The organism is Saccharopolyspora cebuensis (genome assembly GCF_039542665.1).
GTDB classification, from domain to species: Bacteria; Actinomycetota; Actinomycetes; order Mycobacteriales; family Pseudonocardiaceae; genus Saccharopolyspora; species Saccharopolyspora cebuensis.
In genome coordinates this window covers 731,877-745,070 of the sequence record NZ_BAABII010000016.1, presented here as the reverse complement: position 1 = coordinate 745,070, position 13,194 = coordinate 731,877, and the positions used below count along the sequence as shown (strand labels likewise).

Here is a 13,194-nt window from a genome sequence, read left to right as displayed (position 1 = left end):
GCGGGGATCAGCGGTGCAGGGCGGTGACCACGTCGGCGAGCGCGCGTTCGTCGCCGACGTTGCCGGGGAACACCACGTACGGCACGCCCGCGAACTCCCCGGCGACCGGTTCCCAGAGCGACACCATGCCGGGCAGCAGGGTGCCCCGGGCGATGGCGCGGCGGACGTCGAGGCCGCCCGTGGCGATGTCGCTCGAGGTGATGCCGCCCTTGGCCACGACGAACGCGGGGCGGCGCGCGCGCACCGCTTCGCCGACGGCGCGCACCAGGGCGGCCGAGACGGTGCGGGCGATGGCGAGGCTGTCGTCGGCGTCCCCACCGGTCACCAGGGTGCGGCTGGTCCGCAGCACCACGTCGGAGTCCGCCAGTGCGGCGGCGGCGCGGGCGGCGACGTCGGAGAGGTGCTCGGCACCCGCGGCCGGGTCGAGCAACGTCGGCACGTCCAGCTCGAACTCGGCGGGGTGGTGCGCCGCGCGGAGTTCGTCGAGCTGGCGGGTGGTCAGGCCGACGTGCGAGCCCACCGCGATCAGACCGCGCCCGGCGGGGTAGCGCGCCAGGGTCGCCGCGTCCAGCGGGGCGCTGGGTGCTTGCCCGGTGCGGGCGCGGACGAACCCGGGCCCGCACCGGTACAGCAGCCGGGTGCCCGCCGATTCCGCCGCCAGGGCGCCGAGGGCCAGCACCCGCAGGTCGTCGTCGCAGGCGGCGTCGACCACCACCGGCTGCTGGTCGCGCGACCCGCGCAGCACCTCGGCGACCCGTTCCGGCCCGCCGGTGCGCAGGTCGTGCACGTCGATCGCCCGCACGTCGGCGGCGGCGATCCGGCCGCCGGTCTTCTCCTCGACCCAGGCGCGCAGGTCCGAGCTGCGGTAGCCGAACGAGGCGTCGGCGGCGAACTCGGTGCGCCCGGCCGGGAGCATCCCCGCCGCGGTCCGGGTCCAGTGCACCGAGCCGAGCGTGACCCGGCCGGCGTCCGGGAAGGCGGGCACGATCACCGCGGCGTCCACCGGGCGGCCGTGCTCGGCCAGCGCGGCGGCGAGCCCGTCGGTCTCGGCCGGGTAGTGCCCGCGCAGCGTGGAATCGCTGCGGCTGGCCAGCACGAAGTCGACGTCCTCGGCCGCCGCGGCGGCCGCCAGCGCGTCGACCACGTCGCGGTTGCGGGCCACCGCGTCGGCGGCGGACAGGCTGCGGGTGTTGGTGAGCACGAAGAACGCGCCACCCGGTTGCCGCAGCGCCCACCGCAGGTCCTCGGCGGCCCAGCTGGTGAGCACCGGGATGCCGGACACCGCCTGGGTTCCGGTCGGGTCGTCGTCCAGCAGCACCAGGCGGGGGCCGCCGGCGAGCTGCTCGGCGATCGCGGCGGGATCGGTCTCGCGGACCGGCGGGAGCCCCGCCAGCAGCTCCTCCAGCGGCATCGGTCCGTGCGGCATCGGCGCCTCCGGTGTCGCGCCGCGCACCCCGAGGACGTGGGTGCGCAGGTCGGTCGCGGTCTGGTCGAGGTGGTCGTGCATCGCGCTGCGCGCGGCGCCGGGGTCGGCGTCCTCCAGCGCGCGCAGGACCTTGCCGTGCTCGGCGAGGGCGTGCGCGCGGATCTCCGGCACCGCGGAGGTCTCCCGGCGGCCGTCGACGAGCAGCCGCTCGAACGGCTCGAACATCAGCGGGATGAAGGCGTTGCCGGTGGCCAGCATGATGGTGCCGTGGAAGTCGATGTCGGCGGCCACGAACGCCGCGACGTCGGCGGTCGCGTCGGCCTCGCGCATCCGGCGCAGCGACTCGCGCAACCGCCGCAGGTGGTGTTCGGTCCGGTGCGCGGCGGCGAGTTCGGCGGCGCCGGTCTCCAGCAGCCGCCGGGCGTCGATGAGGCTCTCCGAGACGATCCCGCTGGGCCGGGCGGCGGTGGCCGCGCGGATCATCGGGTCCAGCGCGGTCCACCGGTCCGGCGGGTTGACGTAGGTGCCGCGCCCGCGCTCGATGCGGACCACGCCCTGCACCCGCAGCGCGGTGACCGCTTCGCGCACCGTCAGCCTGCTCACCGCGAACCGCTCGGCCAGCTCGGCTTCGGCGGGCAGCGCCGAACCCGGCGGGCAGCTCCCGTCGATGATCGAGGCGAGCAGGCGCTCGGCCAGCTCGTCGGGCAGCGACATCGCCCCTCCCATCAGACGTCTGATGTCCGGCGCGGTGACCTTAGAGCGGTCGCCGAACGGAGGTCAACACCCCCTTTGGTCCACTGTGGACGAATGCGGAGAGGTGTGGGGTGATACGCGCCACTGCGGCGGCGGACTTCATCGATCACGTGCGGACCGGTCGGTATGCGTGTGGTACTCCTGATGTGTCCTTTCAGAATGCGGCGGAGCCGCATGCGGTGGGCACGCAGCTTGCACCGCCGCGGGTTCTCGGCGGTCTTCTCGCGAGGACAGGCGCGACGCCGGGTACGAAGTGGGTGCATCAGGAGCGGATCCGGAGCGCGAAGGCCGCCGAGGTTCCGCTACCCGCACCGCTGCGCAGCTCATTCTGGAAGCGGTCCTGATGAACGGCGCACGTGGAGGTGGAGTTCGATGGGCGGCTCGCGGCACGAGTGGATGGAGCCCGGCGCGTTCGAGGTCGCTGCCGGGGTGCACCGGATCCCGCTGCCGCTGCCCAACGACGGCTTGCGCGCGGTGAACGTCTACGCGATCGCCGACGGCGACGCGCTCACCCTGGTCGACGGCGGATGGGCGCTGGAGGAATCGCGCGACCGGCTCGACCGCGCCCTGCGCACCCTCGGCGCCGGGCTCGGCGACATCCGGCAGTTCCTGGTCACCCACGCCCACCGCGACCACTACACGCAGGCCATCGCGGTGCGCCGCGAGTACGGCTCGACGGTGCGCCTCGGCGAGGGCGAACGGGCCACCCTCCGCGCGTTGCGGGACCCCGAGCACCGGTCCAACCGCGCCCAGCTCGCCCTGCTCGCCGAATGCGGTGCCAAACCGGTGCTGGAGGCGGTGCGGGCCGCGAGCCGGAGCCCTCGCGCCGGGCACTTCTGGGAGGAACCCGACGAGTGGATCGGGGAGACCACCGACGTGGGCTTGCCCGACCGGCCGTTGCGGGCCCTGGCCACCCCGGGCCACACCAGGGGACACCTGGTCTTCCTCGACGAGGCCCACGGGCTGATGTTCGCCGGGGACCACGTGCTACCGCACATCACCCCGTCCATCGGCTTCGAGCAGGCGCCCGGCCCGCTGCCGCTGCGCGACTACCTGGACTCGCTGCGGCTGGTCCGGGCACTGCCGGACATGCGGCTGCTGCCCGCGCACGGGCCGGTGACCGGCAGCGTGCACGCCCGGGTCGACGAGCTGCTCGACCACCACGACGGCCGGCTGGCCGCCAGCGCCGACGTCGTCGAGCGCGGCGCCGACACCGCCTATGCGGCGGCCCGGGGCCTGACCTGGACCCGCCGCGAACGCGCCCTCGACGACCTGGACCCCTACAACCAGATGCTCGCGGTGCTCGAAACCAAGGCGCACCTCGACGTGCTGGTGCTCCAGGGGCGGTTGCGCGCCGAGGAGATCGACGGGGTGCGGCACTACGCGTCGGCCTGACGCCCGTCCCGCCTCGCGCGGCCGTCCGGAGCCCGTGACGACGCACCGTGTTCGCCGGGCGCCGGGTCGTCGCCCGGAGTGACGGGAATTCACCCGGCTCGCCGCACGCGGTGACCGGCCTTCCCATGGCACGCTGGGAAAAACTCCCGGTATTGGGGGCGACGGGGAGCGGGTACTTCCTTGGTGTCGGACCACACGTCGCTAGGAGCTCGCCATGTTGAGCAGACACGAGCGGGACAGGTTGGCGGAGATCGAAGCCGGTCTCGTCGGAGCCGATCCGCGACTCGCGGAGCAGTTCGAACGGTTCGATCCCGGACCGCGCTGGCGCGGCCTGCGCCACGCGCTGGCCGGTCTCGCCCTGGCGCTGCTCGCGGTGCTCGCGGTGATGTGCCTGCTGAGCGGCCTGATGGTGAGCGCCGTGGTGCTGGCGGTGGCCACCCTGCTGGGCGGCGCGCTGTGCTGCGTGCAGGCCAGGCGGAACCGCCGCGGCTCGGCTCCCGGCTAGGGCTTTCCAGCCTCGCTGGCCGAGCAGTCCGGGTACGGCGTTCGCGGACGTAGACGGTGCGGGACGTGGGGGTCGGCGGGCCCGGCAGGTTCGAGGGCGGCAACGGCTTGTGATGCGTTTGGTTCGCGTCGCTGGTGTGCTCGCCTGCTTGGGATGCCGCCCGTGCGGCTGAGCGCCTCGCGGGCGAATCCGCTGGACGTTTGCGTCCGTGCCGGCGGGATCCCAAGCGATGAGGTTCCTGGTTCGCCGCCCAGAACTCTTATGCTGCCAGCAATTCAGGTGGAGTGGCCGCCGGCACCTACCTTTTCGTCGAACGGACGTAGAGGGCAACAAAAACAGCCGCCAGGGCAAGGCCAACGCCAACGCCGCCAGCAATATAGCTCCCCCCTGATCCTCTTGGCCATAAAAGTGCGGCAGCAAAGGATGCAATGAAAGACGTCGCGAGCGCTATGGCCAAGAAAGGAAGGGTGATCGCCCTTTTTTGTCGATTCATCTCGCCCGGCTCCCTTGAATCAATCGGTCGACGACAACTGCACCGATAGCTCCTCCCGCGGCAGCCCCCGGTGGTACTGCGGGTCGAGTTCTGCGGTTTTTTGTTCCAGGGAGGGTGGGATCGGCGCGCTTCGCAGGTCGCCGCCCCCGCCGCATCAGCGCTTCCAATCAGCGTCCAGGTTGCCATCGGTGCCTTGGTTCTCTGCGGCTTCGCGGATGCGCTTTGCCCATCGGTCGGTGAAGACAATTATTCTGAACCCGATCAGCCCGGTGCAAAATATCACTAGAAATATGATCGATTTCGGCACGTCGAAGAGGTTGAGCAGAACTCCTTGTGGCGCGATGGAAAATCCGATCACTCGGCATGTCCACCAACTTGGCGGATATTTGACATCGCGCAGTGGGGGCTTGGGGTGAATCATGGTGCGTTACCGCGGCTCGTCTTCACTGCTTACTGCCGACGCTGCCGGGTGACTATCGCCTTGTCGATGCTCTCCGGCTTCGTGAATTCGCTTGGCCCATCGGTCGGTGAAGACAATTAGCCCGACCCCGATCAGCCCGGTGCAAAATATCACCAGGAATATGATCGATTTCGGCACGTCGAAGAGGTTGAGCAGAATTCCCGGCGGGATGATGGCAAATCCGATCACCCTGCAGATCCACCAGCCTGGCGGGTACTTTGTATTTCGTGGCGGAAGCTTGGGGTTGGCCATTTGCGGACAGCTCTCCCTCTTGGGTCAACATGCGAGATTGATTGCTATGTCAATTCCGGCCCGAACGGGTCCGTGGGTACTCATGCGGGGCCTCAAGTGCGTCACGTCAACGATTCCTTCACCCCTGAATGATCAACACGAGGTAATGTCCGTCGATCAACATAGCTCGGACCAAGTGGACCATTCGGGTGAAGTATACATTTTGTGACTATTGGCACTTTGTGTAACAATTCATCGATATGTTACAAACTGGCGGCCTCCCCCGAACGACATCGTCGTCGGGGGAGGCCGCCGACAGCAGGCTGAAGGCGATGCGCGCCGCCCGGCGAGGTCGGGTCCGGCGGTGTTGTCACGGCCACCCGCGGCCCGAACTTGGCCAGCGCGCTCGGGCAGTGCCCTAGCGCGGCCACGACGGCGGGCAGGTGCCGCGCTCAGCGCAGCGCCTGCAGCACCGTGTCCGGTTCCACGTAGACGCCCGCCGGCAGGTCCTCCAGCCGCCGGAGGCATGCCGCGGGCGCGCCCTGCTCTTCGCAGAGCCTGCGGATCTCCTGCGCGTCGGCGGGGAACCGGACGTGCGCGAGGTAGGGCAGCAGTTCACCGTGCTCGGGTCCCGACGACATCGCATCCTCCTCCGTGCTCGGGCCCGGCGCACGAGCCGTGCGCCGGGCCTGCTGCTGCGGGCCCGCAAGGTGCTGGGCGGCTCATCGGCCCAGCACCTTGCGGGCCGCGCCGGCGATGGCCTCGGCGTCGATCCCCGCCTGGTGCAGGAGCTGGGCGGGGGAGCCGGATCCCGGCATCTCGCGCACCGCGAGCTGGCGCACCGGGGTGGCGATGCCGGAGCCGGCCAGCGCGCTGAGCACCGCCTCGCCGAGACCGCCCTCGGGCCAGTGGTCCTCGGCGGTGATGATGGCCTGCGTCTCGACGGCCGCACCGCGCACCGCGTCCACGTCCACCGGTTTGATCGAGTACAGGTCGATGACCCGGGCCTGGATGCCGGCGACCGAGAGCTGCTCGGCGGCGCGCAGCGCCTCGTGCAGCGTCACCCCGGCCCCGATCAGCGTGATGTCGTCGCCCTCGCGCAGCGTCCGGGAGCCGCCGATGCGGAAGTCGGCGTCGTCCGGGGCGTAGAGCACCGGCAGGGCGCCCCGGCTGGTGCGCAGGTAGCTGATCCCCTCCTGCTCGGCCATCAGCTCGACCAGCCGCACCGTCTGGTTGGCGTCGCTGGGGTAGAGCACCGTGCTGCCGTGCACGGCGCGGAACTCGGCGAGGTCCTCCAGACCCATCTGCGACGGGCCGTCCTCACCGATGGCGACGCCCGCGTGCGAGCCCATCAGGTTCAGGGTCGCCCGGCTGACGGCGGCCATCCGGACGAAGTCGTAGGCGCGGCTGAGGAACGCCGCGAAGGTCGAGGCGAACGGCGTCCACCCGCGGACCTGCATGCCCACCGCGGTGGCCAACATCTGCTGCTCGGCGATGTACATCTCGAAGTAGCGCTCCGGGTGCGCCTCGCGGAACACCTCGGAGAACGTCGAGTTGGACACCTCGCCGTCCAGCGCCACCACGTCGCCGCGCCGACCGCCCAGCGCGGTCAGCGCCTGGCCGTAGGCCTTGCGGGTGGCGACCTCGCTGCCGAGCTCGAACTCCGGCGCGGCGCCCCCGGTGGCCGAGAAGGTGTGCGGCACGGCGTCCTCGGTGGGCTTGGCGACCTCGACGCGCAGATCGCGGGCCCCGCCGAGCTCCTCGATGGCCTCGGCGGCGTCGGGCAGCGGTTTGCCGTGCTTGCCCGGCTCGTCCTCGACCGCGGCCACGCCCTTGCCCTTCTTGGTGGCCGCCAGGATCACCACCGGCCGCCCGTCCGGGGTGGTGGCCTCCTGCATCGCCGTCTCGATCTGCTCCGGCTCGTGGCCGTCGACGAGCAGCGTCCGCCAGCCCGCGGCGTGGAACCGGGCGGAGTAGACCTCCAGATCCCAGCCGTGCATGGTCTCGCCGGTCTGGCCGAGGCGGTTGACGTCGACCAGCGCCACCAGGTTGTCCAGCCCGGCGTGCCCGGCGTGCTCCAGGGCCTCCCAGACCGATCCCTCGGTCATCTCGCTGTCGCCGCAGAGCACCCAGACCCGGTTGCGCAGCCGGTCGAGGTCGCGGGCGGCGAGCGCGACGCCCACGCCGATGGGCAGCCCCTGCCCGAGCGAGCCGGTGGCCACGTCCGTCCACGGCACCCGGGGGGTGGGATGGCCTTCGAGCCTGCTGCCGAACTTGCGGAAGGTCAGCAGCTCCTCGTCATCGATGGCGCCTGCCGCCTTGAGCACCGAGTAGTACAGGGGCGAGGCGTGCCCCTTGGAGAAGATCAGGTGATCGTTGCGCGGGTCGTCCGGCTTGCCGAAGTCCAGCCGGAGGTGGCCGTCGAGCAGCGCGGCCAGCAGGTCGGCCGCCGACATCGACGACGTCGGGTGACCGGAGCCGGCGGCGTCGCTGGCCCGCACGGAGTCCACGCGGAGTTGCTGGGCCAGATCGGTGCGGAAGCTCAAGTCGTCCATGCACCGGACATGCCCGGTGCGGCGCTGGTTGAAACGTCCGGCGATCAGTCCCCGACGCCGCGGTTGAGCCCGGTCAGCAGCCGCTTGATCACCTCGGGGTCGATCTCGGCGGTGACCTCGGCGGCTCCTTCGGCGGGCGCGGAGCGCTTGGGCGAGCGGCGCGGCAGCGGCACCGAATCGGCCGACACCCCACCGGGCAGCGGCAGCTCGCACCACACCAGGGAGCCGCCGCCGCTGAGCGCGGTGGAGTCGCAGCGGCCGTTGGCCAGGTTCGGCGAGACGGCGGGGGCCTCGGTGGCGCTCTCGTCCTCGACCTCGACGACCAGCGATTCGCCGGACAGCCGCAGCCGGACCGTGATGAAACCGGGCGATTCCTGGTCGGCGCTGTCGACGGCGGCGGTGACGAACTGGGCGGCGAGCGTGCACGCCTCGTCGATCATCGACCGCAGGGACCATTCCGTGAGCGAGAACCGCACGAACAGCTCGGTGCAGTTCACCGCGCTCGGGAGTGCGATCAGCCGTAGGTCGTCGACCTGTGCGGTTGGGGTGTTCACCTGGCTCTGTCCTCCGTCCGCCCGCGCGTGTGGATCACCCGGAAGTCGTATCTTGCCAAGTGGTCCGCCGTCCACCTCAACAGGGGCGCCGTTCCGCGCCGAGCGGCATCCGGGCCGCGCGGGCTCGGATGCCGCCTGCGGCCGCGGTCAGCGCAGCATCGCGTCCAGGCCCTCCCGGAGGGCGTCGGTGATCAGGCCGATCTCGGACTCGGTGATGGTCAGCGGCGGGGAGACGGCCAGCGCCGTGCCCAGCGGGCGCACCACCACCCCGCGGTCCCGGACGGCGCGCTGCGCGCGCGGCACCGCGCCCGGGTCCTCGGCCAGCAGGTCGGGGGCCAGTTCGACGGCCCCCAGCAGCCCGGTGCCGCCGCGGACCTCGCCGACGGCCGGGTGCCCGGCCAGCGAGCGCAGCGCCTCGTGCAGCGGTCCTTCCAGCTCGTCGGCCCGCCGCAGCAGCGACTCCCGCTCCAGGACGTCGAGGTTGGCCAGCGCGGCGGCGGCGACCGTCGGGTGCCCGGAGTAGGTCGCGCCGTGCCGGAACGCGCCGCCGGTGCCGCGCCAGAACGGTTCGGCCACCCGATCGCCGACGACCACCCCGCCGAGCGGGAGATAACCGCTGGTGACGCCCTTGGCGAAGGTGATCATGTCGGGGCGCAGGCCCCACCGCTCCACGCCGAACCAGGTACCCACCCGACCGAAGCCGCAGATCACCGAATCGGCGACGAACAGGATGTCGTGCTCGGCGCAGATCTTGGCCACCGCTTCCAGGTAACCCGGTTCCGGCGGGTGCAGGCCGCCCGCGCCCAGCACGGGTTCGGCGAAGAAGGCGGCGACCCGCTCGGCGCCGAGCCGCTCGACGGTCTCGCGCAGGGCGTCGGCGTCGTCGCGGGCCACCCGCACCGCGTCGGGCAGCAGTGCGCCGAAGCCGGTGCGGTTGGCCTCGATGCCGCCGATGCCGGTGCCCAGGCCGTTGGTGCCGTGGTAGGCCGACCCGCGGCTGAGGATGTGGGTGCGCTCGGGGTGCCCGCGCCGCGCCCAGTACAGCCGGGCGAGCTTGGCCGCGGTGTCGATCGCCTCACCGCCACCGGTGGTGAGGAAGATCTTCGCGTCGTCCACCGGGGCGAGCCCGGCCAGCCGGGTGGCGAGCTCCTCGGCGCGGGGGTTGGTGAAGTCGTTGAACACCGAGTACGCCGCCAGCTCGCGCATCTGCGCGGCGGCGGCCTCGATGATCTCGGTGCGCCCGTGCCCGGCGTTGGCGTACCAGAGGCTCGCGGTGCCGTCGAGGTAGCGCCGCCCCCGGTCGTCGTAGATCCAGACGCCCTCCGCCCTCGTCACGCAGAACTGCTCGGCCTTGACCTCGGACATGTCCGCGAACGGGTGCCACAGCGCGGTGCCGTGCGGTGCTGTCGTCATTCGTTCGGTCCTCCTCTGCGGTCTCGGTGGTCCAGCTTCGCCGCTGAGGCGATCACCCCGCCAGTGCCGGTCCGGTCTTCGCCGGCCGGACCGCGTCCATCGGCCCGGCCGTCATCGGTCCGACCGCTACTGGAAGGGTGCCGCCGCCGCGGCCGCTCGGCGATTCCGGCCGGGTCTTCCGCCCCTGGCCCGCGCGGTGGCCGCCCGGCACCGTGGCGCTGGGACATCCGCCGCACGGGAGGTCGACGAACGATGGCGTGGCACACCGCTGCCCGGCACCGGGTTCCGGGGCCGGGCGAGGACGCGAGCTGGTCGGCCGAGGAGACGGCGGTCCTCGCCGATGCGGTGAGCCGGGCTCCCTCGGTGCACAACACCCAGCCGTGGTCGCTGCGGGTCGAGGGCCGCCGCGCGGTCCTGGAGCAGCGCGACGAGGCGCCGCTGCGGGAGCACGATCCGCACGGCCGCGACGCCCGGATCTCCTGCGGGGCGGCGGTGGCCAACCTCGCGATCGCGGTCCGGGCGCTGGGCCGGTCGCCGGAGATCCGGTGGCGCCCGTCGGCGGCGACCACCGCGACGGTCACCGCCCGGGGGCGCCAGCCCGTCACCCCGCTGGACCGGGAGCGGCTGCGCGCCCTGGCCCGCCGGTCCAGCCACCGGCGGGCGTTCGCCGCGCGGCCGGTGCCCGCGCTGACCCGCACCGCCGTGCTGGCCGCGGCGACCGCCCCGGTGGCCTGGCTGGAGGGCCGGGAGACCGCCCGGGAGGTGGCGGAGCTGCTCGGCTACGCCGCCCGGGTGCACCGCGACGACGCGGGCTACCAGCGGGAGCTGGCGGAGTGGACCGGGCGCTCCCGGGACGCGGGACTGGCTCCGGGGGCGCTGGCCGCCTCCGGGGCGCCCGCCGCGGGGCTCGCCGGGCCCGCGGCCCGGGTGCCCGACGAGCACCGCCTGGCCGAGCGGCTGTCCGCGGAACTGGTCCTGGTCTTCGGCGCCGGGGGAGACGGTCCGCGCGAGCAGCTCCAGGTCGGGGAGTCGGCCGAACGCGCCTGGGTGGAGGCCACCCGGCTCGGCCTGGTCGGGTCGGTGATGACCCAACCGCTGCGGTTGCCGGAGGTCCGCTCCGGGGTGCGCGCGGCGCTGGGGATGTCCGGCGAACCGCACCTGGTGCTGCGGCTGGGGTATCCGGCCGCGGACGGCGTGCCGCGCAGCGGGAAGCGCCCGCTGCCGGACGTCCTCGCCGACTGACGGGACCCGGACCGGGCGGACGACCCGGGCGCGACCGGTCAGCGGCCGTCGAGCCAGCGCTGCAGCAGCGGTGCGGTGAAGGCGACGAGGCGATCGCGCGGCTCGGCGCTGATCGCCCCGGTGCGCAGCACGAGCCGCGCGGCGCTCAGGCCGAGCAGGTGCGAGCAGACCAGCTCGGCGCGCAGCCGGGCGTCCGGGCCGGTCAGCCGCTGGGCCAGGCGTTCGACGAGCTGGTGCTCGAAGTTGGTGCGGAACTGGGCGCCCGCGGGGCGGGCGGAGGTGAACAGGGCGCGCAGCAGCGGATCGCCCTGGGTGCGGTCGTGGTAGTCCAGCAGCGTCCGGACCAGGTGTTCGCCGAGCTCCGGCAGCGGGCAGTCCAGCAGCCGGGCCGCGTCCTGCTCGAAGCCGGACGCTTCGGCGAACAGGTTCTCCTTGCTGCCGAAGTACTTGACCACCAGCGCGGCGCTGACCTCGGCATCGGCCGCGATGTCGCGCAGGGTCACGTCGGCGTAGCCGTGCAGCGAGAAGCGCCTGCGGGCGGCCCGGAGCAGTGCGTCGCGGGTGGCGCAGGTGGCGCGCCGCTGATCGCCGACCGTGGGCATGGGCACCAGGCTAGCGCGACCGGACCGGTTCGTAGGAGGTATCGGACGCGGTCGTGCTGCCGGGCGCGGGCAGTGCCGGGGTGAGCGCGGCGAGCAGCACGGCCAGCGCCGCGGCCCCGCCCGCGACCAGGAAGACGGCGGAGTAGGCGGCACCGGAGGGGTATTCGACCCCGGCGACGTGGACCACCGATCCGGTCGTCAGCGCGGCCACGACGGCGCTGCACCCGGAGGTGCCGATCGAGCGGGCGAGGGTGTTCAGGCTGTTGGCCGCGGCGGTCTCGGTCGAGGGCACCGCCCGCATGATCGTGGTGGGCAGCGCCCCGTAGACCAGCGCGCCGCCGATGGCGACCACCGTCAGCCCGCCCACCACCACCGGCAGCGGGCCGTGCAGCGCCGAACTCGCCAGGTGGCCCGCCACCAGCACCAGGCTGCCGGTGATCAGCGTGGTGCGCGGTCCCCACCGGCGGGTGATCCGGGCCGACAGCGGGGAGAACACCCCCATCGCCGAACCGATCGGCAGCAGCACGACCCCGGAGAGCACCAGCGACATGCCGAAGCCGTAGCCGGTGGCCTCCGGTGCTTGCATGAGCTGGGCGCCGACCAGGAAACCGGCGAACATCGCCATCCCGACCAGCACCGAGTTGATGTTGGTCAGCAGCACCACGGGCCGGGCCGACACCCGCAGGTTCACCAGCGGGGCGGGCGTGCGCAGCTCGTACCAGCCCCACCCGGCGAAGAGCACGGCCGCGCCGCCGAACAGGCCCAGCACCAGCGCGCTGGACCAGCCCCAGTCGTTGCCCTTCGAGATCGCCAGCAGCAGGCAGGTCAGCGCGGCGCTGAGGCCCACGGCGCCGAGCAGGTCGAACCGTCCGCCGGTGCGCAGCGCGGACTCCGGCACGATCCGCCGCACCAGCAGCATCTCCAGCAGCGCGAACGCCACCGCCCCGGCGAACAGCCAGTGCCAGCTCAGGTGCTGGGCGACCACCCCGGTGATCGGGAGCCCGATCGCCCCGCCGATTCCGAGGGTGGCGCTCATCAGCGCGACGCCGGAGGCCACCTTGTCCTCGGGCAGCAGGTCCCGCATGATGCTGATGCCCAGCGGCACGACCCCGACGGCGGTGCCCTGCAGCACCCGGCCGACGAGCACGGCGGCGAAGTCGTCGGTGACCGCGCCGATCGCGCTGCCCAGCGCCATGAGCCCCAGCGCCACCAGCAGCATCCGGCGCTTGCCGTACATGTCGCCGAGCCGCCCGAGCACCGGGCTGAACACCGCGCCGGAGATCAGCGCCGCGGTCACCAGCCAGGCCGCGTTGCCCGGCGTCGTGTCCAGCAGCCGGGGGAACTCCGGGAGCAGCGGGACGACCAGGGTCTGCATCAGCGACACCGCGATACCGCACGACGCGAGCACGCCGATGACGGTGCGCGAATGCCGCAGGGGTGGGCCGGAAACGTGCAGCGCGGTGCGCACTCGAGCTCCTCGGGCTGGGCTGCGGATGTGTTCCGGACTTGGAGTAAACACTTGTTCACCCCGCGTAGCAATACGCCACCTGCGTTGATCCCGCCCA

12 protein-coding genes are annotated in these 13,194 nt (G+C 72.7%); 3 read left to right on the top strand and 9 right to left on the bottom strand.

Annotated features, from left to right (window positions below; translation table 11 throughout):
- Window positions 1–7 precede the first annotated feature (7 nt).
- Window positions 8–2,140, bottom strand: coding sequence for a four-carbon acid sugar kinase family protein (locus ABD976_RS23585; protein ID WP_345366791.1), 2,133 nt, complete (start codon window positions 2,138–2,140; stop codon window positions 8–10).
- Between the two features lie 411 nt (window positions 2,141–2,551).
- Here ABD976_RS23585 and ABD976_RS23580 point away from each other — a divergent pair, with 411 nt between their 5' ends.
- Complete coding sequence (locus ABD976_RS23580) at window positions 2,552–3,574, top strand: MBL fold metallo-hydrolase (protein WP_345366789.1); 1,023 nt, start codon at window positions 2,552–2,554, stop codon at window positions 3,572–3,574.
- Between the two features lie 214 nt (window positions 3,575–3,788).
- Complete coding sequence (locus ABD976_RS23575) at window positions 3,789–4,079, top strand: DUF3040 domain-containing protein (RefSeq protein ID WP_345366787.1); 291 nt, start codon at window positions 3,789–3,791, stop codon at window positions 4,077–4,079.
- A 647-nt stretch (window positions 4,080–4,726) separates the two neighbouring features.
- Here the strand turns inward: ABD976_RS23575 and ABD976_RS23570 are convergent.
- The 6 genes from ABD976_RS23570 to ABD976_RS23545 form a co-directional block, all read right to left on the bottom strand.
- Window positions 4,727–4,930: a hypothetical protein gene (locus tag ABD976_RS23570; RefSeq protein ID WP_345366785.1), complete on the bottom strand. Its 204-nt coding sequence runs from the start codon at window positions 4,928–4,930 to the stop codon at window positions 4,727–4,729.
- Window positions 4,931–4,999: 69 nt separating this feature from the next.
- Window positions 5,000–5,284: a hypothetical protein gene (locus tag ABD976_RS23565; protein WP_345366783.1), complete on the bottom strand. Its 285-nt coding sequence runs from the start codon at window positions 5,282–5,284 to the stop codon at window positions 5,000–5,002.
- Window positions 5,285–5,715: 431 nt separating this feature from the next.
- Entirely contained in the window at window positions 5,716–5,904 is a 189-nt protein-coding gene (locus ABD976_RS23560; RefSeq protein WP_345366781.1) for a DUF2795 domain-containing protein, read from the bottom strand.
- Between the two features lie 81 nt (window positions 5,905–5,985).
- On the bottom strand, window positions 5,986–7,818 hold the full coding sequence (locus ABD976_RS23555; RefSeq protein WP_345366779.1) for a transketolase: 1,833 nt from the start codon (window positions 7,816–7,818) through the stop codon (window positions 5,986–5,988).
- 44 nt (window positions 7,819–7,862) lie between these two features.
- Window positions 7,863–8,372, bottom strand: a complete 510-nt coding sequence (locus ABD976_RS23550) for an ATP-binding protein (RefSeq protein ID WP_345366777.1) — start codon at window positions 8,370–8,372, stop codon at window positions 7,863–7,865.
- 147 nt (window positions 8,373–8,519) lie between these two features.
- Window positions 8,520–9,785, bottom strand: coding sequence for an aminotransferase family protein (locus ABD976_RS23545; RefSeq protein ID WP_345366775.1), 1,266 nt, complete (start codon window positions 9,783–9,785; stop codon window positions 8,520–8,522).
- A 252-nt stretch (window positions 9,786–10,037) separates the two neighbouring features.
- Between ABD976_RS23545 and ABD976_RS23540 the strand changes: the two genes are divergently transcribed.
- The gene (locus ABD976_RS23540) at window positions 10,038–11,027 is read left to right on the top strand and encodes an Acg family FMN-binding oxidoreductase (protein ID WP_345366773.1); all 990 of its coding nucleotides are present in this window, start codon (window positions 10,038–10,040) and stop codon (window positions 11,025–11,027) included.
- Window positions 11,028–11,065: 38 nt separating this feature from the next.
- Here the strand turns inward: ABD976_RS23540 and ABD976_RS23535 are convergent, their stop codons facing one another.
- Together ABD976_RS23535 and ABD976_RS23530 are read right to left on the bottom strand one after the other, a co-directional pair.
- Entirely contained in the window at window positions 11,066–11,629 is a 564-nt protein-coding gene (locus tag ABD976_RS23535) for a TetR/AcrR family transcriptional regulator (protein WP_345366771.1), read from the bottom strand.
- A 10-nt stretch (window positions 11,630–11,639) separates the two neighbouring features.
- A complete protein-coding gene (locus tag ABD976_RS23530; protein ID WP_345366769.1) occupies window positions 11,640–13,097 on the bottom strand; it encodes an MFS transporter in 1,458 nt (485 codons plus the stop codon).
- Window positions 13,098–13,194: the final 97 nt, after the last annotated feature.